Source organism: Niveispirillum sp. FG148 (assembly GCF_057809655.1).
Window position 1 is genome coordinate 28,103 of the sequence record NZ_JBMDKJ010000034.1, and the last position, 22,225, is coordinate 50,327.

18 protein-coding genes are annotated in these 22,225 nt (G+C 65.6%); 13 read left to right on the forward strand and 5 right to left on the reverse strand.

The window, feature by feature from the left end:
- The first annotated feature begins 1 nt into the window (after nucleotide 1).
- The 6 genes from ACODTW_RS24335 to ACODTW_RS24360 are packed head-to-tail and all read left to right on the forward strand — an operon-like array spanning nucleotide 2 to nucleotide 6,473.
- A complete protein-coding gene (locus ACODTW_RS24335) occupies nucleotides 2-982 on the forward strand; it encodes an ABC transporter permease (protein ID WP_488948728.1) in 981 nt (326 codons plus the stop codon).
- Nucleotides 979-1,845 carry an ABC transporter permease gene (locus ACODTW_RS24340; RefSeq protein WP_488948729.1) on the forward strand — a complete coding sequence of 289 codons (867 nt, stop codon included), beginning with the start codon at nucleotides 979-981 and terminating at the stop codon, nucleotides 1,843-1,845. The genes ACODTW_RS24335 and ACODTW_RS24340 overlap by 4 nt, the downstream gene beginning before the upstream one ends.
- 2 nt (nucleotides 1,846-1,847) lie before the next feature.
- Nucleotides 1,848-3,641, forward strand: a complete 1,794-nt coding sequence (locus tag ACODTW_RS24345; protein ID WP_488948730.1) for an ABC transporter ATP-binding protein — start codon at nucleotides 1,848-1,850, stop codon at nucleotides 3,639-3,641.
- The gene (locus ACODTW_RS24350) at nucleotides 3,638-3,949 is read left to right on the forward strand and encodes a (2Fe-2S)-binding protein (protein ID WP_488948731.1); all 312 of its coding nucleotides are present in this window, start codon (nucleotides 3,638-3,640) and stop codon (nucleotides 3,947-3,949) included. Before ACODTW_RS24345 ends, ACODTW_RS24350 begins: the two co-directional genes overlap by 4 nt.
- Nucleotides 3,931-5,322 carry an FAD/NAD(P)-dependent oxidoreductase gene (locus ACODTW_RS24355; protein ID WP_488948732.1) on the forward strand — a complete coding sequence of 464 codons (1,392 nt, stop codon included), beginning with the start codon at nucleotides 3,931-3,933 and terminating at the stop codon, nucleotides 5,320-5,322. The genes ACODTW_RS24350 and ACODTW_RS24355 overlap by 19 nt, the downstream gene beginning before the upstream one ends.
- The gene (locus ACODTW_RS24360; RefSeq protein WP_488948733.1) at nucleotides 5,319-6,473 is read left to right on the forward strand and encodes an NAD(P)/FAD-dependent oxidoreductase; all 1,155 of its coding nucleotides are present in this window, start codon (nucleotides 5,319-5,321) and stop codon (nucleotides 6,471-6,473) included. Before ACODTW_RS24355 ends, ACODTW_RS24360 begins: the two co-directional genes overlap by 4 nt.
- On the opposite strand, the gene nadS is transcribed toward ACODTW_RS24360, so the two are convergent.
- Genes nadS through ACODTW_RS24375 form a run of 3 tightly spaced genes read right to left on the reverse strand, consistent with a single transcriptional unit; the run spans nucleotide 6,474 to nucleotide 8,679 of the window.
- The gene (gene nadS, locus ACODTW_RS24365) at nucleotides 6,474-6,794 is read right to left on the reverse strand and encodes a NadS family protein (RefSeq protein ID WP_488948734.1); all 321 of its coding nucleotides are present in this window, start codon (nucleotides 6,792-6,794) and stop codon (nucleotides 6,474-6,476) included.
- The gene (locus ACODTW_RS24370; protein ID WP_488948735.1) at nucleotides 6,787-7,149 is read right to left on the reverse strand and encodes an addiction module toxin RelE; all 363 of its coding nucleotides are present in this window, start codon (nucleotides 7,147-7,149) and stop codon (nucleotides 6,787-6,789) included. The genes nadS and ACODTW_RS24370 overlap by 8 nt, the downstream gene beginning before the upstream one ends.
- A gap of 54 nt (nucleotides 7,150-7,203) precedes the next feature.
- Nucleotides 7,204-8,679, reverse strand: coding sequence for an aldehyde dehydrogenase family protein (locus ACODTW_RS24375; protein WP_488948736.1), 1,476 nt, complete (start codon nucleotides 8,677-8,679; stop codon nucleotides 7,204-7,206).
- Between the two features lie 242 nt (nucleotides 8,680-8,921).
- Here ACODTW_RS24375 and ACODTW_RS24380 point away from each other — a divergent pair, with 242 nt between their 5' ends.
- The 5 genes from ACODTW_RS24380 (at nucleotide 8,922) to ACODTW_RS24400 (ending at nucleotide 13,116) form a co-directional block, all read left to right on the forward strand.
- The gene (locus ACODTW_RS24380) at nucleotides 8,922-9,779 is read left to right on the forward strand and encodes a GNAT family N-acetyltransferase (protein WP_488948737.1); all 858 of its coding nucleotides are present in this window, start codon (nucleotides 8,922-8,924) and stop codon (nucleotides 9,777-9,779) included.
- On the forward strand, nucleotides 9,776-11,257 hold the full coding sequence (locus ACODTW_RS24385; protein ID WP_488948738.1) for an NAD-dependent succinate-semialdehyde dehydrogenase: 1,482 nt from the start codon (nucleotides 9,776-9,778) through the stop codon (nucleotides 11,255-11,257). Before ACODTW_RS24380 ends, ACODTW_RS24385 begins: the two co-directional genes overlap by 4 nt.
- Nucleotides 11,258-11,260: 3 nt before the next feature.
- Nucleotides 11,261-12,337 (forward strand): tartrate dehydrogenase, encoded by a 1,077-nt coding sequence (locus ACODTW_RS24390; RefSeq protein WP_488948739.1) that lies wholly within the window; start codon nucleotides 11,261-11,263, stop codon nucleotides 12,335-12,337.
- Between the two features lie 237 nt (nucleotides 12,338-12,574).
- Nucleotides 12,575-12,826 carry a type II toxin-antitoxin system ParD family antitoxin gene (locus ACODTW_RS24395; protein WP_488948740.1) on the forward strand — a complete coding sequence of 84 codons (252 nt, stop codon included), beginning with the start codon at nucleotides 12,575-12,577 and terminating at the stop codon, nucleotides 12,824-12,826.
- Between the two features lie 5 nt (nucleotides 12,827-12,831).
- The gene (locus ACODTW_RS24400; protein ID WP_488948741.1) at nucleotides 12,832-13,116 is read left to right on the forward strand and encodes a type II toxin-antitoxin system RelE/ParE family toxin; all 285 of its coding nucleotides are present in this window, start codon (nucleotides 12,832-12,834) and stop codon (nucleotides 13,114-13,116) included.
- A gap of 751 nt (nucleotides 13,117-13,867) precedes the next feature.
- Here ACODTW_RS24400 and ACODTW_RS24405 read toward each other — a convergent pair.
- Nucleotides 13,868-15,478 (reverse strand): MBL fold metallo-hydrolase, encoded by a 1,611-nt coding sequence (locus ACODTW_RS24405; RefSeq protein WP_488948742.1) that lies wholly within the window; start codon nucleotides 15,476-15,478, stop codon nucleotides 13,868-13,870.
- Between the two features lie 106 nt (nucleotides 15,479-15,584).
- Entirely contained in the window at nucleotides 15,585-17,081 is a 1,497-nt protein-coding gene (locus ACODTW_RS24410; protein ID WP_488948743.1) for a thymidine phosphorylase family protein, read from the reverse strand.
- Between the two features lie 436 nt (nucleotides 17,082-17,517).
- Here ACODTW_RS24410 and ACODTW_RS24415 point away from each other — a divergent pair, with 436 nt between their 5' ends.
- The gene (locus tag ACODTW_RS24415) at nucleotides 17,518-20,490 is read left to right on the forward strand and encodes a ligand-binding sensor domain-containing diguanylate cyclase (RefSeq protein ID WP_488948744.1); all 2,973 of its coding nucleotides are present in this window, start codon (nucleotides 17,518-17,520) and stop codon (nucleotides 20,488-20,490) included.
- Between the two features lie 140 nt (nucleotides 20,491-20,630).
- Complete coding sequence (locus tag ACODTW_RS24420; RefSeq protein WP_488948745.1) at nucleotides 20,631-22,223, forward strand: sodium:solute symporter; 1,593 nt, start codon at nucleotides 20,631-20,633, stop codon at nucleotides 22,221-22,223.
- Nucleotides 22,224-22,225 lie beyond the last annotated feature (2 nt).

Genomic DNA, 22,225 nt, shown 5'->3' on the forward strand with positions numbered 1-22,225 from the left:
GATGGCCGGACCCGCGACCCGTGGCGGCCTGTCCGCCGCCCTGCCCCTGGTGGGCAAACGTCTGGCATCGGGCGTGCTGACCCTGCTGCTGGTCTCCCTGGTGGTGTTCTTCCTGGCCTCCCTGCTGCCCGGCGACGCCGCACAGGAGATGCTGGGACAGGCCGCGACACCGGAGGCGGTGGCGGCACTGCGCGCCAAATTCGGCCTGGATCAGCCTGCACCCGAACGTTACCTGCGCTGGCTGATCGGCATTGCCGGCGGTGATCCCGGCTTTTCCATCGTCGCCAATCTGCCGGTCGCCGATGTGATCGCCGACCGCCTGCCCAATTCGCTGCTGCTGGCGGGGCTGACGGCCCTGTTCACTGTGCCCCTGGCCCTGACGCTGGGCATTGTCACGGCCATGCACCGTGACAGCCGCCTGGACCGGGGGCTGAACATCGCCACCCTGTCCATGGTGGCCGTGCCGGAATTCCTGATCGCCACCCTGGCCGTGCTGGCCTTTGCGGTGAAGCTGCGCTGGCTGCCCTCGATCGCGCTGGTGCCCAAGAATGCCGACATGCTGTCGACCCTGCGGGCGCTGGCCATGCCCATCCTGTCGCTGTCGGTCGTGGTCGTGGCCCAGATGGCGCGCATGACGCGGGCCGCCATCATCGCCCAGCTGAACCAGCCCTATGTAGAGATGGCCTTGCTGAAGGGCGTGAAGCCGGCGCGGGTGGTGCTGACCCATGTGCTGCCCAACGCCATCGGCCCTATCGTCAATGCCATGGCCCTGTCGCTGTCCTACCTGCTGGGCGGCGCCATCATCGTGGAGACGATCTTCAACTATCCGGGCCTTGCCAGCCTGATGGTCAATGCCGTGACCAGCCGCGACATGCCGCTGCTTCAGGCCTGCGCCATGATCTTCTGCGTGATCTATCTGCTGCTGCTGCTGACGGCCGACGTCGTCGCCATCCTGGCCAACCCGAGGCTGCGCAACCGATGACCGACATCCCCTCCGCTTCCGGCAAGGCTCTTGCCGCCCGCCACTGGTTCACAGCCCTGTCGGTCAGCGGCCGGGTCGGGCTGGTCCTGGTGGTCTTCTGGCTGCTGCTGGCCGTCGCTGGCCCTGCCGTCGCCCCCCATGATCCCGGCGCCTTCATCGCGGACGAGGTGTTCGCCGGCTTCAGCGCCGCCCATCCGCTGGGCAGCGATTATCTGGGCCGCGATGTGCTGAGCCGGCTGTTGACCGGTGGCCGCTACTCTGTGGGGCTGGCCGCATTGGCGGCGCTGATTGCCAGCTCCACGGGCATCGGCCTGGCCCTGGTCACGGCCGTCGGCCCGCGCTGGCTGGATGAGCTGATTTCGCGTTTCATGGACACGCTGATCTCCATCCCGTCGAAGATTTTCGCGCTGGTGATGGTGGCCGTGGTCGGGTCGTCGCTGCCACTGCTGCTGCTGGTGGCGTCTGTCACCTACATTCCCGGCGCCTTCCGCATCGCCCGGTCGCTGGCCGTCAATCTGGCGCAGATGGATTATGTGCAGGTGGCGCGTTGCCGCGGTGAACGTGCCGCCTATATCGCCATCCGCGAGATCCTGCCCAACATGGTCCATCCTATGCTGGCCGATTTCGGGCTGCGCTTCGTCTTCATCGTGCTGCTGCTGTCGGGCCTGTCCTTCCTGGGCCTGGGCGTGCAGCCGCCGGATGCCGATCTGGGATCGCTGGTGCGCGAGAATATCTCCGGCCTGGGCGAAGGCGCGCCGGCCATCCTGGTGCCGGCCTTCGCCATCGCCACCCTGACCGTCGGGGTCAATCTGTTGATCGACGCGCTGCCCGGCCGCGGCCGGCGCATCGCGGGGAAGGACTGACCATGCAGGCGCATGTCGAGGTCAAGGGACTGCGCGTCACCGCCCGCGGGCGGGATGGCAAGTCTATCACCATCGTCGAGGATGTGGATTTCACCATCCCGCGTGGTGGCGTGCTGGCCCTGATCGGGGAAAGCGGGTCGGGCAAGACCACCATCGCCCTGGCCCTGATGGGCTATGCCCGCCTGGGCTGCCACCTGTCCGGGGGCACCGTGCGCGTGGGCGATACAGAGGTCCTATCGCTGGACGAGGATGGGCTGGCGGGCTTGCGCGGGGACCGCGTGTCCTATATCGCGCAATCGGCTGCCGCCTCCTTCAACCCGTCGCGGCGGATCATGGATCAGGTGGTGGAACCTGCCCTGATCCATGGCCGTATGGACCGCAAGACGGCAGAGGAAAAGGCCGTGGGCCTGTTCCGCGCCCTGGCCCTGCCGCAGCCTGACAGCATCGGCGACCGGTACCCGCACCAATTGTCGGGCGGGCAGTTGCAGCGCCTGATGGCGGCCATGGCCCTGATCACCGATCCGGAACTGGTCATCCTGGACGAGCCGACGACCGCGCTGGACGTCACCACCCAGATCGAGGTGCTGCGCGCCTTCAAGCAGGCGGTGCAGCGCCAGGGGGCGACGGCCGTCTATGTCTCCCACGATCTGGCGGTCGTGGCCCAGATGGCCGACCGCATCGTCGTGCTGAACAAGGGCCGGGTACGGGAAAACGGGGCCGCCGTGCAGGTGCTGGACCAGCCCGCCGATGATTACACCCGCACATTGATGGCGGCCGCACGGCCCGCACCGGCGGCTGAACCCACGCCCGTGAAGGCAGGGCTAAAGCCGCTGCTGGACATCACCGGCCTGACCGCCGGCTATGGCCGCATCGGCGCCAATGGAATGCCGGCCACGCCGATCCTGCGCGACATCAACCTGACCATCGCCAAGGGGCAGACCCTGGGTGTCATCGGGGAAAGCGGGTCGGGTAAATCCACCCTGGCCCGCGTCATTGCCGGCATGCTGCGCCCCGCCACCGGCTCCATCAGTTTCGATGGGGCACGCCTGCCGGCCGGGCTGGAACAGCGCAGCCGCGACCAGTTCCGCCGCATCCAGCTGGTCTTTCAGAATGCTGACACGGCGTTGAATCCGGCGCACAGCGTGGGCGATATCCTGGGCCGACCGCTGACCTTCTATCATGGCCTGACCGGGGCGGCGCGTGACCGGCGGCTGGCCGAACTGCTGGACCTGATCCGTCTGCCCGCCAACCTAGCCGACCGCGCTTGCGCCGGCCTGTCGGGCGGGCAGAAGCAGCGCATCAATCTGGCCCGCGCCCTGGCCGCCAAGCCCGACCTGATCATGTGTGACGAGGTGACGTCGGCCCTGGATACGGTCGTGGGAGCGGCCATCCTGGATCTGCTGGCTGAACTGAAGCGGGAACTGGGCCTGGCCTTTCTGTTCATTAGCCACGACATCAATACCGTGCGCGCCATCGCCGACGATATCCTGGTGCTGTATGCCGGCACGCCGGTGGAAGTGGGGCCGCGCCAGGGCTATGCGTGCGACCACCGCCACCCCTATACCGACCTGCTGATCGGATCGGTACCGGAACTGCGCGCCGGCTGGCTGGACGAACAGGGCCAGCGCCCGGCCCCACCTGCCATCGGGCCCGGCCTGGATGGGGCGGACCTGTGCCGCTTCCTGCCGCGCTGCGCCATGCGCATTGACGGGCAGTGCAACCAATTCTCCCCGCCGCGGCAGCACCTGCCGGGCGGCAACACCATCCTGTGCCATCGGGCGGAGGGGGCAGCGTGACCCAGGGACGTTTCGTAAGGCTGGCCGAACAGGATCGGCCGGCCATCAGTCTGACCATCGACGGGCAGCCCGTGCAGGCTTTGCAGGGCGACACGCTGATGGTTGCCATGCTGGCGGCCGGCCGTGTGCTGCGCACATCCGAATTCGGGGATGGCAAGCGGGCCGGCTTCTGCCTGATGGGCGCCTGCCAGGATTGTTGGGTCTGGACGGCGGATGGGCACCGGTTGCGCGCCTGTTCCACCCTGGCCGAAAACGGCATGACCGTCACCACCCGCCAGCCGGAGGCATCATGGCCGAACCACGCGTGAGCCCGCAGGTTGTCATTGTCGGTGCCGGCCCGTCCGGCGTGCGTGCGGCCGAAACGCTGGTCGCCGCCGGCCTGCGCCCCATCCTGATCGACGAGGGGCGGCGTGACGGTGGTCAGATCTATCGCCGGCAACCTGAGAATTTCCGCCGCTCCTACACCGATCTCTACGGGACGGAGGCGGACCGGGCGCAGTCTGTGCATCAGGGCTTCGATGCCATCCGCGACTGGGTCGATTACCGGCCGGAAACGCTGGTCTGGAACATCGCCGACGGGCAGGTCTGGACCGCCAATGGCAAGGCACAGGACGCCATCGCCTATGATGCGCTGATCCTGTGTACCGGGGCCACGGACCGGTTGATGCCCATGCAAGGCTGGGACCTGCCCGGCACCTACAGCCTGGGCGGGGCGCAGGTGGCGCTGAAGGCGCAGGCCTGTTCCATCGGATCGCAGGTCGTGTTCCTGGGCACCGGCCCCCTGCTCTATCTGGTCGCCGCGCAATATATCAAGGCCGGCGCCAAGGTCGCGGCCGTGCTGGACACGTCCACTTTTGCCCACCGGCTGCGGGCCCTGCCCGACCTGCTGGCCCTGCCATCGGTCCTGTGGAACGGCGTTGCCCTGACCCGTGCCATCAAGGCGGCGGGCGTGCCGCTGCTGACCGGGGTCACGCCCCTGTCCCTGGCGGGTGACCCGCAGGATGGGGTGGCGGGTGTGACGGTGCGGCTGGCCGACGAGACGGAACGGCATTTCGCCGCCGATGCCGTGGCCATGGGCTATCACCTGCGCCCGGAAACGCAGCTGGCCGATCTGGCGCGCTGCGAGTTCGCCTTTGACGACCTGACCCGGCAGTGGCTGCCCGTGCGCGACGGCGACGGCAGGGCCAAGGTACCGGCGGGGCGGCTGTATCTGGCCGGCGACGGGGCCCGCATCCTGGGCGCACGGTCGGCGGAGGCATCGGGCCGGCTGGCGGCCCTGGCTGCGCTGTCCGACCTGGATCAGCCGGTCGATTGGGGGCAGATGATCGCGCTGCGGCGGGAGGTCGGGCGCTATGCCCGTTTCGCGCGCGGTCTGGCCCGGGCCTTCCCCTGGCCACACCAGCAGGCGGCAAGCCTGTCAGACGACACCATTCTGTGCCGCTGCGAATGCGTCACGGTGGGCGACATGCGCCGGACCATGGATGTGACGGGGGCGGCAGAAGCCAACCGGGCCAAGGCCTTCAACCGCGTCGGCATGGGCCGCTGCCAGGGCCGCTATTGCGGTCACGCGGCGGCGGAAGTGATCGCCGCCACGGGCGACATGCCCGTCGCCAGCGCCGGCCGCCTGCGCGGCCAAGCCCCTGTGAAGCCCCTGCCCATCGCCATCGGGGAGGAAGAATGATGACCGATCCTGTGACGCACAGCGATGTGCTGATCGTCGGTGGCGGCCTGATGGGGTCGTCCGCCGCCTTCTTCCTGCGCCAGACCCATGGCATGTCCGTGACCCTGATCGAAAGCGATCTGGTGGGGCGGCAGGCCAGCGGCACCAATTTCGGCAATGTCCGCCGCCAGGGCCGCCCTATCCACCAATTGCATCTGGCCAACCGGTCGCTGGAGATCTGGCGCAAGGCCAATGAGTTGCTGGGGGCGGACGTCGAATATCTTCAGTCCGGCCATATCCGCGTCTGCTACCGCGAGCGACCGGAAAATCTGGGCAAGATGGAGGAATATGCCGATCAGGCGCGGCAGAACGGGCTGGACCTGGAAATCCTGTCCGGCAATGCGCTGCGTGACAGGTTCCCCTTCTTCGGGCCGGATGTGCTGGCCGGGTCCTATTCGGCCATGGACGGGCACGCCAATCCGCGTCTGGCGGCCCCGGCCTTTGCCCGGGCGGCGCGCAAGCTGGGCGCGGCGATTTTCGAGAATACCCGCATCCGGCATGTCGCCAAGGTCGGCACCGACTTCGTCGCTACGGCCAATGATGGCCGAACTTTCCGGGCACCCGTCCTGCTGATCACGGCGGGTGCCTGGGCGGGTGAATTGTCGGCCCAATTCGGGGAACCGGTAAAGCTGACGGCGCGCAGCCCGACCATGTCGGTGACCGAACCCGTTCCCTATGCCATCGCGCCCGCCGTGGGGGTGATGACGCCGCTGGAGGTGGAGACGGTCTATTTCCGCCAGGTGGCGCGCGGCAACATCGTGCTGGGCGGGTCCACCCGCGGGCCCGCCGTGGCGGAAACCTACCGCTCCTTCGTGAAGCCGCAGAACACGCTGACGCAGCTGCAACAGCTTCGCCGTCTGGCCCCCGCCTTGGCGCGGCTGAACATCATCCGCGTCTGGACCGGCATCGAAGGCTATATGGATGACAGCCTGCCCGTCATGGGCCCCAGCGCCACGACCAGCGGCCTCTACTATGCCTTCGGCTTCTCCGGCTCCGGCTTCCAGATCGGGCCGGGCGTGGGCCAGACCATGGCCGAACTGATCGCTACCGGGGCGACGGGGATCGACCTGTCGCCATATAAGGTGGAGCGGGTGCGGTCTGTGGCGGGGTGATCAGTCACCACCCGCCAATGCCCGACGCACCGCGTCGGGCTCACGCTCGATAACCCGCAGCAGGACACGCGCCGGCCCGTCCGGTCGGCGCGTCTTCTGTTCCCATTTCCGCAAGGTCGGCAATGATACGCCGAAGGCGGCGGCAAAGGCGGCTTGCGTCATGCCCAGACGCTGGCGTGCATGGCGGACATCAACCTCGGGCACCGATACCTGATGGACACGGCCGGGCGTTACCCGTCCTTCCATGATTCCTACCGCCTGCTCCAGCGACAGCAGCAGTTCATCGCTGATATCCACCGGCTTCGTTTTGGCCTCAGTCATTACCCTCTCCACTACCCGCCAGTCTCCGCCGTGCCGCCCCCTTCAGGTTCTCAACCAGCCTGACCATGGCTTTGCGCTGCTCCGGCGACGGGTTCACCTGTTCGTTCTTGCCGTAAAGAAGCAAGGCCAGGATTGGCGTGTCATCATCCAGCAGGAAGTAGATGACACGGAAAGCCCCGCTCTTGCCCTTTCCCTCCGGCGCAAAGCGGAGCTTGCGAATGCCGCCCAGCCCCGGAATGACCGCACCCGCCCTTGGGTCGGCGGCCAACAACGCCACCAGATCGGCCCGATCCCCCGCCGACAGCAGGGCATCTGCGCGACGGGTGAAGATCGGCGTTTCGACGACGGTATGCATGAGAGCATAGTGCCCCAATGGGGCATTATGCTCAAGGGGAACCCGTTGGAGCCCTCAAAACTCCACCAGCGCCGTCTTCACCTTCAAGTTCGCCATATAGGCCTCGCGGCCCAGATCCTTGCCGATGCCGGACTGTTTGAAGCCACCGGTGGGCAGGATGAAGTCGTTGGAGCGGCCATAGCGGTTGACCCAGACGGTGCCGGCCTCCAGCGAACGTACGGCACGCAGGGCGCGGGCGACGTCACCTGTATGGACGCCGGCGGCCAGGCCAAACTGGCTGTCATTGGCGAGATTGAAGGCCTCCTCTTCATCCCGGAAGGTCTGCATGGTCAGGACGGGGCCGAAGATTTCCTCGCGCACGGCTTCGGTTTCCTGTGTCACGTCGGCCAGGATGGTGGGCAGGAAATAGGAACCGTCCTGCGGTGTCGGTGCCCGGCTGCCGCCCGTCACCACCCGCGCGCCATTGGCCATCGTGCGGCCGACAATACCGTCGATCCGGTCCAGTTGCGGGTGGCTGATGATGGGGGACAGGGTGGAGGTCGCGTCCCAGGTCGGTGCCGGCTTCAGCGCCTGGAACCGGGCTGTGATCAGGTCCAGCACCTGATCAGCCACGCTTTCCTGTACCAGCAGGCGGGAGCCGGCGACACAGACCTGCCCGGCATTCAAGGTGATGGCGCGGGCCACGATGCCGGCCGTCTTTTCAAGATCATGGCAATCGGCGAAGACCAGCTGCGGGCTTTTGCCGCCCAGTTCCAGGGTCACCGGCTTCGGCCCCGTCTGGGCGCAGGCCGTCATGATGGCCGCACCCGTGCGGGTGGAGCCGGTGAAGGTCACCTTGGCCACCAGCGGATGGCGGCACAGACGGTCGCCCACGGCGCGGCCATCACCCTGGACGATGTTGAAGATGCCGGCCGGCAATCCGGCCTCCACCGCCAGTTCGGCCAGCCGGACGATGGAAAAGGGTGTCATTTCCGATGGCTTCAGCACCACCGAATTGCCGGCCGCGATGGCCGGTGCCACCTTCCACATGGCCATGACGATGGGCAGGTTCCAAGGGGCAATGGCGGCCACGACCCCATAGGGTTCGGTGATGGTCAGGCCCAGCTTATCGGGCGTGGTATTGGCGACCTCCCCCCCGATCTTGTCGGCGAATTCGGCGAAGAAGCGGATGCATTCGGCTGAATAGGGCACGTCCCAGGCCGTGGCTTCCGCGATGGTGCGGGTGGAGCCGACGGCTTCCAGCGGGGCCAGTTCGCCCACGGCTTCTTCCACCAGATCGGCCCAGCGGCGCAGCACGCGCATGCGCTGGCGCGGGTCGGCCTTGGCCCAGCCGCTGGTGCGGTAGGCGCGGTAGGCATCGGCGACGGCTTCATCGACCTGATCGGGGCCGGCGCTGTCCAGCAGGGCATATTCGCGCGCATCCGACGGGCGGCGCACCTGGATGCCGGGGCCATTACCGGTCACGCGATGACCGGCCACGAAGTTGGAACCAGCGGGCAGGACAAGGCTGTCGGGGTTGAAATGCGTCATCGGTCGTCGCTTCCGGCTGGTTATCCAATGGCGTCATGGATAGACCCGGCGGGGCGGCATTTGATCGGGAACAGCGCAAAGAAGGACGCCACAATCTTCTGAATAAACCCACATCCCGGCAGCGAATGCCATGCGCCCACGCTTATTCTGACCGCATGACATATGGGTTTCCGGGATTGTGCGGGCGCAGCAGTTCATGCCGCGTCCGCACAATCCGGACAGTTTGCGAAGGAGCCAGTCCGATGGAAAAGGGGACGCAGCCCGGGGTGCGGTTGCGGGCGATGACCGACGGGGATCTGGAACAGGCCCACGCGCTTTCGCGTGAACTGAACTGGCCGCACCGGCTGGAAGACTGGCAGTTCTTCCTGGAGTTCGGCCAGGGCGTGGTGGCTGAACGCGACGGGTCGATCCTGGGTACTGCCATGTGCTGGCTGTTCGGGCCGGCGGCCGGCACGCTGGGCATGGTCATCGTTTCGCCCGCGGCCCAGGGGCTGGGCATCGGGCGCCGGCTGATGAGTGCCGTGCTGGACATCCTGGGCGAGCGCACGGTGATGCTGCACGCCACCGAAGAGGGGCTGCCGCTCTATCGTTCGCTGGGCTTTGTCGAGGATGGCGAGGTGTTCCAGCACCAGGGCACGGCCTTTTCCGTGCCCTTGCCCGAATTGCTGCCGAACGAGCGGGTGCGCCCGATGGGTCAGCGCGATATCGACCTGATCCCGGAGATGGATGCCCGCGCCACCGGCATGGACCGCCGCCGCCTGATGGCAACCATGGATAAGAGCGCCCTTGGCGTCATGCTGACCCGGGAGCACGAGGTGGCGGGCTTCGCCCTGTTCCGCAGGTTCGGCCGCGGCTACACGGTCGGCCCCACCGTGGCACCCGATCTGGGCGGGGCGAAGGCCCTGATCTCCCACTGGCTGGGGGCCAATGCGGGCATGTTCTGCCGCGTCGATGTGCGGGCCGACAGTGGTCTTTCGGCCTGGCTGGATGAACTGGGCCTGCAACGGGTTGGCCGTGTCACCCGCATGGTGAAGGGCAAGCCTCTGGCCAAAGACGACACACTCCACAGTTTCTCTCTTGTCACGCAGGCATTGGGATGACCCACAAACCAAACCTTGCCGACACCGGCCTGTTCCGGCAGTCGGCCTTCATTGGCGGGCAGTGGCGGCAGGCATCAAGCCTCGCCATGCTGGATGTCGATAATCCGGCCGACGGTTCCATCATCGGTGCCGTGCCCAATTGCGACGCGGCCGACACCCAGGCCGCCATCGACGCCGCCAACGCCGCCTGGCCCGCCTTCCGCGCGCTGACGGCCGGTGCGCGGGCCGAGATGCTGGAGCGCTGGCACGCCCTGATCCTGGCCCATACCGACGATCTGGCCCGGATCATGACAGCCGAACAGGGCAAGCCCCTGGCCGAGGCCGCGGGCGAAATCCGCTATGCCGCCAGCTTTGTGAAATGGTTCGCGGCCGAGGGGCGGCGCGTCTATGGCGGCATGATCCCGGCACCTGACGCCGACCGCCGCATCCTGACCTGGAAGGAACCGGTCGGCGTATCGGCCATCATCACGCCCTGGAATTTCCCGGCCGCGATGATCACGCGCAAATGCGCGCCGGCCCTGGCTGCGGGCTGCCCCGTGGTCATCAAGCCGTCGGAAATGACCCCGTTCAGCGCGCTGGCCCTGGCCGTGCTGGCCGAACGGGCGGGGTTCCCGGCCGGCGTGGTCAATGTCGTCACCGGCCTGCCGCGCGATATCGGGTCGGCCCTGACCGGATCGCCCCTGGTGCGCAAACTGTCCTTCACGGGATCGACGCGGGTGGGGTCGCTGCTGATGGCGCAGTGCGCCGACAGCGTGAAGCGCCTGTCGCTGGAACTGGGCGGCAACGCACCCTTGATCGTGTTCGACGATGCCGATCTGGATGTGGCCGTTGCCGCCACCATGGCCAGCAAGTTCCGCAATGCCGGCCAGACCTGTGTCTGCGCCAACCGCATCCTGGTGCAGGACAGTGTCTATGACGCCTTCGCGCAGAAGCTGGCGGCGGCCGTGACGGCGCTGCGCGTCGGACGCGGCGATGCGCCGGGCACGACCATCGGTCCCCTGATCAATGCCGCCGCCATCGACAAGGTGGAAGCCCATGTCGATGACGCCCTGGCCAAGGGCGCGACAATGTTCGCCCATGCCGACAAGGGCGGTGCCGGAGCGCGCTTCGCCACCCCCGTCGTGCTGACGGGCGCCACGGCCGATATGCGTCTGGCAGCGGAGGAGACGTTCGGCCCCGTGGCGCCGCTGTTCCGTTTCAAGGATGAACGCCAGGCCCTGGAACTGGCCAACGCCACGCCCTATGGCTTGGCCGCGTACTTCTATACCGAAAACCTGCACCGGGCCTTCCGCATTGCCGAGGGGCTGGAGGCCGGGATGGTGGCGCTGAATACCGGGTCGATCGCCATGGAAGTCGCCCCCTTCGGCGGCATCAAGCAATCGGGCCTGGGCCGCGAGGGCGGGCCGACGGGCATCGAGGAATATCTGGAAACCAAGGCCTTCCATATCGGTGGCCTGAAGCTGCACGAGGCGAACTGAGCCATGGCACCCAAGCGTTCCTATAAGATCGCCGTCATCCCCGGCGACGGCATCGGCAGTGAGGTGATGCCCGAGGGTGTGCGTATCCTGGAAAAGGCCGCGCGCCTGTATGGGTTCACGGTGGAGCAGCAATGGCACGACTTTGCCAATTGCGACTATTATCTGAAGCATGGAAGGATGATGCCGGAGGATTGGAAGGCGCAGATCGGCCAGCCCGATGCCATCTTCTTCGGTGCCGTCGGCTGGCCCGCCAAGGTGCCGGACCATATCTCGCTCTGGCAGTCGCTTCTGCAGTTCCGCCGCGAATATGACCAGTATGTCAATCTGCGCCCCGTCCGGCTGATGCCGGGCGTGCCCTGCCCGCTGGCCGGGCGTCAGCCGGGCGACATCGATTTCTGGATCGTGCGCGAAAATACGGAGGGCGAATATTCGTCCGTGGGCGGCACCATGTTCGCCGGCACCGACCGGGAAGTGGTGATCCAGGAAACGGTGATGACGCGTCACGGCGTCGACCGCGTGCTGCGCTATGCGTTCGAGCTGGCCAACCGCCGGCCCGACCGGCACCTGACATCGGCCACCAAGTCCAACGGCATCGCCATCACCATGCCCTATTGGGACGCGCGGGTGGAGGCGATGGCGGCGCATTATCCCGATGTGCGCTGGGACAAGTACCATATCGACATCCTGACGGCGCAGTTCGTGCTGAATCCCGACCGGTTCGATGTCGTGGTGGGGTCCAATCTGTTCGGCGACATCCTGTCCGATCTGGGCCCGGCCTGCACGGGCACCATCGGCATTGCCCCGTCGGGCAATATCAACCCGGACAGGACCGGCCCGTCTTTGTTTGAACCCGTCCACGGCTCCGCCCCCGACATTGCCGGCCAGGGCATCGCCAACCCGGTGGGCCAGATCTGGTCGGCGGCCATGATGCTGGAACATCTGGGCGAACAGCAGGCGGCGGACGCCATCGTCAAAGCCATCGAACGCACGCTGGCCGAACCGGCCCTGCGCACGCGCGACCTGAGGGGCACGGCGTCCACGGCGGCGTGCGGCAAGGCGGTTGAGGAGATGCTGGGGTAGGTGTTTTCCGGTTCAGGGTGGCCAGCGCCAAGTGGAGGGCAGGCGTAGGTCAGGGTGAGGGCGAAGCCCGAACCCTGACGGGCGACAGTGCCGCTTGCATGTCAGGGCTCGGGCTTCGGCCCGACCTGACCTACACTGATCGCTCTCGCTTTTAATTGTCCTCAAGCGCCGGCGCTGCATCCGCAGCTTGTCAGTAATACCAATCTTTGGTAACTTTCGACCAAGGAGTATGTTCTGATGGCAAAGAATACGTCGGTCAGCCTTGGGGCGCATTTCAGCGCGTTTGTCGAGGCCCAGGTCCAGCAGGGCCGTTACGGCAATGCCAGTGATGTCATGCGCGCCGGACTGCGGCTGCTGGAAGAACAGGAAGTCAGGCTTGCCGCCCTGCGTGCCGCCCTGATTGAGGGCGAGCAGAGCGGCGCTTCCGTTCCGTTTGATATGGAGGCCTTCGTCGCCCGCAAACGCAGCGCCAGCCCGCCGGACGCATGACTGGAATGATCCTTCTTTCGCCCCGCGCACAACGCGACTTGGAAACTATCTGGGACGATACGGCAAGCCGTTGGGGCACGGCGCAGGCGGAGCAATATACAAGCCAGCTCTGGCAACATATGGGTATTCTTGCTGGGAATCCGGCCATGGGGCGGGCGTGCCCCGAAATTCGGGACGGTTATTATAAGTATCCGTCGGGGTCTCATCTTCTTTTCTACCGCCTTGTTGCTGGCGGTATTGATATCGTCCGTATTCTCCATGCTCGTATGGATTGGGAGCAGCATTTTTAGGGCGATTTTCCTTGTTAATTCAATTCAATCAAAATATAGAAACTTAGATTGGGTGGTTTTCTGATGGAAAAGCACTGCGCTCTAGAAGGCTTTCTTCGATCTGAGCGTCTGACCCATCCTCGAATTCGATCGTGTAAACGATACCGTGAGGAAATTGGTGGAGATATTCATCCGTGCGTTCGGCCTGGAGAGATATGCCAACCACCGACGCTAGATTGCCTGGCCTGAGATTGGAAGGTGCGGACAGTCGAACCTTCACTGTGTCGTCCCAGCTAAAGATGGGTTTCGGATCAGACGCCATTTTGCCGCTCTTCCATAGGGTGGTCAGACGGTTTGGACAATGATCGACGGGCGTAGATGCTGATCGGTTCCGCGGCGGGAACGCTTGACCGTTGGTTGGAATTCATCAGGTTTATATAGAATTCAGTCTCACGTTCTCAACCGTCATCCTCGCGCAAGCGGGGATCCAGCATAAGCGGCGTCTGCTGCGATATGGGGTCTGTCATATCGGCCCTGATCGCGCCTCACGCTGGATTCCCGCCTGCGCGGGAATGACGGTAAGGGAGCATTTCGGTGTCAACCAGACAATCCATAAGATTGGTAAACTTTTGGTCAAAACGCCTGGTCGGGGTGCGGCGGTGCCGAACCCCGACATCATTGGCACCGTGGTTTGTCGGGTTTCGCTGACGCTCACCCCGACCTACGGGCTGGTCCAGGCTGCTTTCGATGGCGCGTCTGCGGCCATACCCCCCTACTTGCCCACCCCATTGATGCCCAGCACGGCCTTGACCCTGGCCAGCAGTTCCGCGCGCGTGGCGTCGTCCTTTTCGTTGCGGACCTTTTCGGCCAGCGCCAGCATGGTGGCGGCATAGTCGTTGTGCCAGTCCTTGGCCGTGGGTGCCGCACGCGGAGCCACCTTGGCTTCCACCGTGGCGGCACCACGCTCGCCCAGGGCCCATTCGCTGTCCAGTGCCGGCACATGGATCTTGGCCCCGTCGATGCCGGCGGCTTCCAGCCCGGCCTTCATGGCGGCGCGTTCCTGATCCTCCCCATGCACCACGAAGATGCCGCCCGAGACGGGCAGCCGGTCCAGGGTCCAGCGCAGCAGGTGGGAGCGGTCGGCATGGCCGGAATAGGTGTCGAGCGTGCGGATGCTGGCCCGCACCTGCACCTCTTCCCCATGGATGCGCACGCGGCTGACGCCTTCCTGCAACAGCCGGCCCAGCGTGGCGGGCGCCTGATAGCCCACCAGCAGCACCGTTGCCGACTGTCGCCACAGATTGTTCTTCAGGTGGTGGCGGATGCGGCCTGCCTCGCACATGCCGCTGGCGGCGATGATGATCGCCTCTCCCGAGATGCGGTTCAGGCGCTTGCTGGCTTCCACATCCTCCGTCAGGTGCAGGTTGCGGCGGGAGAACGGGGCGGGCGTGCCCTCCGCGTTGATCTCCGGCAGATGCCGGTCGAAGACGCGGGTGACATGGATGGCCAGCGGGCTGTCCAGGAAGACATTGACCGTGGGCAGCACGCCCTCATCGAACAGCCGGTCCAGGTCATAGAGCAGTTCCTGGGTCCGTTCCACGGCGAAGGCCGGGATGATGACAGGGCCGCCACGGGCCAGCGCGTCCTTCAATTCCTGCCCCAGCAGGGCGCGGCGTTCATCGGCGGTGATGATGGGCCGGTCACGGCCGCCATAAGTGGATTCCACCACCAGCCAGTCCGGGCGGACCGGGCCTTCGGGATTGGGGTGGAACGGCTTGTCGCCGGGTCCGATATCGCCGGAGAACAGTACACGCACGGATTTTTCGGCGCCGGGCAGTTCCAGTTCGATGGAGGCGGAGCCCAGGATATGGCCGGCATCCCAGAAGCGGGCCTTCACGCCTGGCGCCACATCCACCCAGACATCGCGGTCGACGGCGTCGATGCGGGTCAGCACACGCTCGGCATCGGCCTGGGTATAGATCGGCTCCACCTCCCGCCCGCCGCGCTGGCGGTTGCGGCGGTTCAGGTGGCGGACCTCGCTTTCCTGGATGAAGCCACTGTCGGGCAGCATGAAGGTCAGCAGGTCGGCCGTGCCCTTGGTGGTGATGATGCGGCCCTGGAAGCCATGACGGTACAGTTTCGGGATCAGGCCGCTATGGTCGATATGGGCATGGGTCAGCAACAGGACCCTCGGTTCCGTCGGATCGAACGGGAAGTCGCGGTAATTCAGTTCCTGCACGCTTTTGCTGCCCTGGAACATGCCGCAATCGACCAGCAGTGTTCCCCCCTGGTAGCGGACAAGGAAGCAGGACCCGGTGACGCCGCCGGCGGCGCCATGGAAGGTGATGGTCGGATCGCCGGCCACGCCTGTCGTGATGCTCAATTGAAACCTCCAACGCCGTTTGTCACGGCTTTATGCATGTTCCTTCAGTCGCCGGGCGGGCGCCTCCGCGCCCTTGGCTCACGCGGCACGGGCCGCACGGCGGCGGTCAGGAGACCTGACCGACGGCATAACCCGATGCCTCGGCCGCGAGGCCGCAGGCGAAACGGAATTCGACTTCCTTTTCCGCATGGATGCGATAGATCGGCTCGCCCGCCTGCACCGTGTCGCCGACTTTCTTCAGCAGGTCGATGCCGGCACCGGGATCAAACGGTGCGCCGGCCAGACGCGCGATCCGGGCCAGACGGTAGCAGTCGATGGATGCCACCTTGCCGTCATGGTCGGCCAGGACCTCGCGCTTCAAGGCGCCGATGGCGGTGGCGCGGGGTGGCGGTCCCTGCAATTCCATGATCTTGCGCATGGTCTTCAGTGCCGCCCCGCTTTCCAGCAATTCACGCGCGCGGGCCAACCCGGCCCCGCCGCGGAGCGCCGGATCGAATTCAAGGATGCGGCCGGCCAGGGCCAGGGAGCGTTCGCGCAGGTCGACCGGCGCCTCCCGGCGGTTCTCCAGCACGGCCATGACATCGCGCGCCTCCAGCACGGGGCCGATGCCGCGGCCCACGGGCTGTGACCCGTCGGAGATGGTGACGCGCAGGGTCAGTCCGATGGCGTCGCCCACATATTCGAACAGCTTGCGCAAGCGGGCTGCGTCTTCGGGGCTGCGGACCTTGGCGCTGGGCCCGACGGGCATGTCGATGACCAGATGGGTGGAGCCGGCCGCCTTCTTCTTGGACAGGATGGAGGCCACCATCTGTTCGCGCGTGTCGATGTTCAGCGGGCGTTCGACAGAGATCAGCACATCATCGGCCGGCGACAGCTTCACATGCCCGCCCCAGACCAGGCAGCCCTTCACCTCGCGCACGATGTCGCGCATGCAGATCAGGTCGACCTCGACATTGGCCAGCACCTCCATCGTGTCGGCGGTACCAGCGGGCGAGGTGATGGCGCGCGACGAGGTCTTGGGGATGGGCAGGCCATGCGCGGCCACGATGGGCACGACGATCATGGAGGTGCGGTTGCCCGGAATGCCGCCGATACAGTGCTTGTCCACCACCAGCGGCGCGTCACCCCAATGCAGATGTTCACCCGCATCGGCCATGGCCCGCGTCAGGGCCAGAGTTTCCGCCGTGGTCATGAAGGAACCGCAGGCCACCAGGAAGGCCGCCACCTCCACCTTGCCATAACGGTGATGGGCGATGTCGTCGATGATGGCGCGGAAGCATGCCTCGTCCAGTTCGCGCCCTTCGATCTTGGCGTGCAGACCTTCGCGGCTTTTGGGCGGATGGGGATGGTCCAGGCGGACCATCGTCCCCTCCTCCTTCCCGAAACGGGCGAAGGCCTGTTGCGACAGGCCCAGGCAGTCGGGCGGCAGGATGGCGGGATCGTCCACGATATTCAGCGCCGCGACCAGGCGGCTGCCATTGGTCACCACCTCCACCTTTTCCTGGCCCTCAAAGGCGGCGGCCCGGTAGGTGGTGCAGGCCCGCGACAGGAAGGCGACATTTTCCCGGCTGGTGCCGATGCCGACCCGTTTCAGTTTCAGCATTCCGTTTCCTCTATCAAGCGTTGGTCCGCGCCTGATTTCGTTTTTATGACCGAACCATGATAGGGCCGCACCAACTGGCGACCATGACATGGATCAAGGGTGGGCTTGATGTCGCATCACAACCTTTGCACGATTATTTGTATCTGATAATGGCCACTTGCAATAGCGGTCGCTAGCCATATCCTGGTATCCATACTATCCTTAATTTCAGTTCCCCCGAAGTTTCCCGAAGTTGAGACTGCCGGGCGGTACCGGATAGCCGATGGAGTGGGGGAACGTGCGGCAAGAGGGGCGCCAGGTGTGGTTCTTCACTGACCTCAGGGGGGAGAGACCGTTTGCCAGTCCGTCCTGGCAACACCATCTGCTGGTTGCTGCCATCTTCTTTCTCTGTTCTTACGCCGTTCAGGTCAGGGCTGGGCAGCCGTCGGTAACCCTGATGCAGCGGGCAGAGGTCGGGTTCGAAACGCTGACCACCCTGGACGGCCTGTCCAACAACACGGTCATGGCCTTGGCGCAGGATACGACCGGGTTCATCTGGATCGGTACCTTGGGCGGTTTGAATCGCTATGACGGCAACCGGATTCGCACGTTTGAACATGATCCGGCCGATCCGCAATCCTTGCCCAACGGCTTCGTGCGGGCGCTGCAACCAGCACCCGATGGGGGCATGTGGCTGGGGACCCATACCGCCGGCATTGCCTATTACAACCCGCGCACCGACAGTTTCCGCACGTTGGGGGCCGGGCCGGAGGGGCTGGGCCACGTCCAGGTCTATGCGCTGGCATCGGATGGGGGCGACGGCGTCTGGGTGGCGACCGTGGCGGGCCTGGACCGTGTTGGTCCGGGGCTTGAGGTGCGGGAGCGCGTGCGCGCCGGCGACAAGGGATTTCCCACCGGCTACGTCTTCGCCGTCTTCCTTGACCAGCACGGCACCTTGTGGGCAGGGACCGAGCGGGGGGTGGCGATCCGCCGCGCCGGCGGTAGCGAATGGCGGATGCTGGACGGAGAGCCCGCCGCCGTCAGCGCCCTGGCCACCGGCGTCTGGTCATTCTTTGAGGATGCACAGGGCCGGCTGTGGATCGGCACCAATGGTGGCGGCGTGGTCAGCATCGCCCCTGGCAGCGACCGTGCCCAGAGCCACCCGACCCTGACGGGTATCGATACTTCGCTGGGCCGCAGCACGGTGCGCGGAATCGTGGAGGAGCGCCCGGGCGTGCTGTGGCTGTCGCTGTTCGGCGGCGGCATCGCCGAATATGACATTGGACAGGACCAGCTTCGGCTGATCCGCTCCGACCCCAATATTCCGCGGGCGCTGAGGGGTAATTTCACCCGCGGTCTGATCAAGGACCGCGGCGGCGTCATCTGGGTGGCCAGCAACATGGGCGCGTCGCGGCATGATTCGGTGCCGTCCGGCATAGCCAGCATCGCGACCGGCCATACCCGCGGTTTTTCCGGCCGCGACACCTGGAGCCTGTGGACCGACAGCCGTAACGGGCTGTGGCTGGGGCTGGACGAGGGTGGACTGGACCGGCTGGATCTTGAGACAGGCCACATCACCCCGTTCGGCGGCGGGGTGGATGGCGGCAATCCCGGCGGCACGCCCGTCTATGCCATCACTGGCGATGCATCGGGCGCGGTCTGGATCGGATCGGCAGGTCTGTCGCGTCTGCATCCCGGTGCCGCGCCCGGCAGCCTTGCGGCGATGCCGATCCCCGGCACGATCGGACGCGACATCACCGCCCTTCACACCACGCAAGACCATCTGTGGGTCGGCACCTATTACGGGCTGTTCAGGCAAACGCTGTCCGATGGCGCGGTGCGGAGCTATACCACCAACAGCGATGGTGATGGTCAGGCCCTGTCCAACAACGAGGTCTGGGCCATCCTGCCCGACGATGCCGGGCATGTCTGGATCGGCACGGCCAACGGCCTGAACATCCTGATGCCGGACGGACGTCTCCGGCATTTCCACCGGGAGCCCGGGCGGCCCGACGGCCTGCCGCACGACTATGTCTCGGCCCTGGTCCATGACCGACAGGGGCGGCTGTGGCTGGGCACGGTGGGCGGCGGCGTCGCCTTGCTGACGGCGGGCCAGCCAACGGACGAGAAACTGCATTTCAAGTCGGTGACCCAGCGTGAAGGCTTGCCCAGCAACGCTGTCTCCGCCCTGATCCTGGGTTCCGACGGTCGCATCTGGGCCAGTACCGACAATGGTCTGGCCGCTATCGACACGCAGGATTTCAGCGTGGCACGGCTTGATCCAACCTCCGCAGGCAATGTCTCCTCCTACCTGCCGGGGTCGGTGACGGCGCTGCATGATGGCGGGCTGGTGTTTGGCGGGGCCAACGGCATCACCCTGGTTCAGCCATCGCAGATCCGCCGTCATATTTTCCAGGATGCGCTGGCGGTCACGGCGGTTACCGCAGGCGGGCGCAGTGTCAATGCCAGCGCCCTGAACCTGCCCATGGGCCAGCGTGTCATTCGCGTTCCGACCGACAACCGGCGGCTGGAAGTCGAATTCAGCCTGATGGATTTCGCGGCCGGGCCCAACCTGCGTTACGGATACAAGCTGGAGGGGTTCGACCTGGACTGGATGGAGGCGGAGCGTGACCGCCATGCCGCCGTCTATACCAACTTGCCACCGGGGCAATATACGCTGCGGCTGCGGGTCAGTGACCGGGACGCGGGTGTCATTTCGGAGCGGGCCTTCATCATTGCGGTACCCCATCTTTGGTACGAATGGCCCTGGGTGCGGTTCATGGGGCTGATCCTGGCGCTGACGGCCGGGGCCAGCATGGTGATGCTGATCGAGCGTGCGCGTATTGCCAAGCTGAGCGAGGCCAAGCGCGAACTGGAAGCGAAGGTGGCGGAGCGCACCCAGAGCCTGCGCGAGGCCAATGATCGCCTGGCCGATCTGGCCACGCGTGACCCGCTGACCGGCATCTTCAACCGGCGCGCCTTCATGGAGCGGCTGGACCATGAATGGAGCGCCAGCCTGCGGCACGGTCACCCCTTCTGTGTCATGATTCTGGATCTCGATAATTTCAAGGAAGTGAATGACACCTACGGCCACCTGGTCGGCGACACGGTGCTGCGCGAGGTGGCCCGGCGTGTGAAGGAGCAGATGCGGGATACCGACCTGCTGGCGCGCTATGGCGGGGAGGAGTTTGTGGTCCTGACGCCGCATACCGATGCCGCCGCCGCCTGCATCGTTGCCGAGCGGATCCGGCATGCGGCGGGAAATGTGCCCATCCATCTGGAAGGGACCAGCCTGGTGGTGACGGTCAGCATAGGTGTCGCCCAGGGGCGTCCCGCCACCGAGACCCAGACGGGGCTGTTCAATCGGGCCGACGCTGCCCTTTATGCGGCCAAGACGGCGGGACGGAACCGCGTCAGGCTGTCTGCGTGAGCCCAATCCGTCCCCAATCCGTCCAATGTCCGGAATTCGACAAAACTCGCAATGCAATCGTTTGCAAAGATCGAAAAATGCCGTATGTTGTCCCCAATGAGACACGGTGCCGATAACATGCCGTGCCAGGGGAGGATGTGATGCCGCAGGGACTGGGCCAGCTGGCGGGGCTTGATGCCGCCATCATCGGGATTTATCTGGTTGCCGTCGTGGCGCTGGGCCTGTTTGCCGCGCGGCGGACGACCACGGCCAGTGACTATTTCCTGGCGTCGCGCAGTTCAACCTGGCCGACCATCGGTCTGGCGCTACTGGCGTCCAACATCTCCTCCACCACCCTGATCGGACTGGCCGGGGCGGCCTATGCGGCCGGCATCGCCGTCTATAATTATGAATGGATGGCCAGCGTCGTGCTGGTCTTCTTCTGCCTGTTCCTGTTGCCGGTGATCCTGCGCAGTCAGGTCTATACGATGCCGGAATTCCTGGAGCGGCGGTATGACGGCTCCATCCGGCTGTATTTCTCAGGCCTGACCATCTTTCTGAACATCATCGTCGATACCGCCGGCACGCTGTTTGGCGGAGCGCTGATGTTCAAGCTGGTGCTGCCCGATGTACCGTTGTGGCAGATCGCGGGCCTGCTGGCCCTGGCGGCCGGCGCCTATACGGCGGCGGGCGGGCTGAAGGCCGTGCTGGTGACGGAAGTGGTGCAGGCGGTGATCCTGATGGGGGCGTCGGTCTTCGTGGCATTCTTCGCCTTTGACAAGGCCGGCGGCTGGGATGCCGTCATGGCTGCCGTATCGGCCGAAAAGATGAGCCTGATCCGTCCGGCCAGCGACCCCGACCTGCCCTGGACGGGCTTGATTTCAGGCGTGCCGCTGATCGGGCTCTATTTCTGGTGCACCAACCAGTTCATGGTCCAGCGTGTGCTGTCGGCCAAGGATCTGAACCATGGCCGCTGGGGCAGCCTGTTCGCGGGCCTGCTGAAGCTGCCGGTGCTGTTCCTGATGGTGCTGCCGGGCAGTGCCGCCATCCTGCTCTATCCGCATCTGGACCGGCCGGATCTGGTCTATCCGACCCTGATTTTCGACCTGCTGCCCGTGGGTGTCATCGGTCTGGTCGTGGCCGGGTTCCTGGCCGCCATCATGTCGTCCATCGCCAGCACCTTCAATTCGGCCTCCACGCTGGTCACCATGGATTTCGTGCGGCGGTTCAACCCCGGCATTTCCCAGGCCTCGCTGGTGCGCATCGGCCGCATTACCACCATCACCTTCATGGTGCTGTCAGTGGCCTGGGTGCCGGTGGTCGAAAGCTTCTCCACCACGCTGTGGCAGTATCTGCAGGCCATCCTGGCCTATGCTGTGCCGCCGGTCGTCGCCCTGTTCCTGGCCGGCATCTTCTGGCCGCGTGCCAATACAGCCGGCGCACGGGCTGGCGTGGTGGTCGGCATCCTGGCGGGTGGACTGCTGTTCCATGCCATCCAGGTGTCGGGCAGCCTGCATCTGCATTTCCTGCTGGCCGCGACCCTGCTGTTCTTCATCGCCCTGGCCGCCATCATCGTGGCCAGCCTGCTGACGGCCCCCCCGTCGGCCGCACAGGTGCAGCCGCTGCTGTGGACGCCTGAGGATTACCGGTCGGAGACACGCCAGCTGGCCACGCAGCCGCTCTGGCAGAATTACCGCGTGCTGTCGCTGCTGCTGATCGTGCTGACGGGGGTTATTGTCTGGATGTTCAGGTAAAA

What these genes read in the sequence shown, in the direction of transcription:
- ACODTW_RS24340 (WP_488948729.1), top strand. Translation starts at nt 979, where the DNA reads ATGACCGACATCCCCTCCGCTTCCGGCAAGGCTCTTGCCGCCCGCCAC.
- ACODTW_RS24415 (WP_488948744.1), top strand. Translation starts at nt 17,518, where the DNA reads ATGCAGCGGGCAGAGGTCGGGTTCGAAACGCTGACCACCCTGGACGGC.
- ACODTW_RS24370 (WP_488948735.1), bottom strand. Translation starts at nt 7,149, where the DNA reads ATGCATACCGTCGTCGAAACGCCGATCTTCACCCGTCGCGCAGATGCC.
- ACODTW_RS24390 (WP_488948739.1), top strand. Translation starts at nt 11,261, where the DNA reads ATGGCACCCAAGCGTTCCTATAAGATCGCCGTCATCCCCGGCGACGGC.
- ACODTW_RS24400 (WP_488948741.1), top strand. Translation starts at nt 12,832, where the DNA reads ATGATCCTTCTTTCGCCCCGCGCACAACGCGACTTGGAAACTATCTGG.
- nadS (WP_488948734.1), bottom strand. Translation starts at nt 6,794, where the DNA reads ATGACTGAGGCCAAAACGAAGCCGGTGGATATCAGCGATGAACTGCTG.
- ACODTW_RS24345 (WP_488948730.1), top strand. Translation starts at nt 1,848, where the DNA reads ATGCAGGCGCATGTCGAGGTCAAGGGACTGCGCGTCACCGCCCGCGGG.
- ACODTW_RS24420 (WP_488948745.1), top strand. Translation starts at nt 20,631, where the DNA reads ATGCCGCAGGGACTGGGCCAGCTGGCGGGGCTTGATGCCGCCATCATC.
- ACODTW_RS24395 (WP_488948740.1), top strand. Translation starts at nt 12,575, where the DNA reads ATGGCAAAGAATACGTCGGTCAGCCTTGGGGCGCATTTCAGCGCGTTT.
- ACODTW_RS24385 (WP_488948738.1), top strand. Translation starts at nt 9,776, where the DNA reads ATGACCCACAAACCAAACCTTGCCGACACCGGCCTGTTCCGGCAGTCG.
- ACODTW_RS24410 (WP_488948743.1), bottom strand. Translation starts at nt 17,081, where the DNA reads ATGCTGAAACTGAAACGGGTCGGCATCGGCACCAGCCGGGAAAATGTC.
- ACODTW_RS24335 (WP_488948728.1), top strand. Translation starts at nt 2, where the DNA reads ATGGCCGGACCCGCGACCCGTGGCGGCCTGTCCGCCGCCCTGCCCCTG.
- ACODTW_RS24380 (WP_488948737.1), top strand. Translation starts at nt 8,922, where the DNA reads ATGGAAAAGGGGACGCAGCCCGGGGTGCGGTTGCGGGCGATGACCGAC.
- ACODTW_RS24355 (WP_488948732.1), top strand. Translation starts at nt 3,931, where the DNA reads ATGGCCGAACCACGCGTGAGCCCGCAGGTTGTCATTGTCGGTGCCGGC.
- ACODTW_RS24360 (WP_488948733.1), top strand. Translation starts at nt 5,319, where the DNA reads ATGATGACCGATCCTGTGACGCACAGCGATGTGCTGATCGTCGGTGGC.
- ACODTW_RS24375 (WP_488948736.1), bottom strand. Translation starts at nt 8,679, where the DNA reads ATGACGCATTTCAACCCCGACAGCCTTGTCCTGCCCGCTGGTTCCAAC.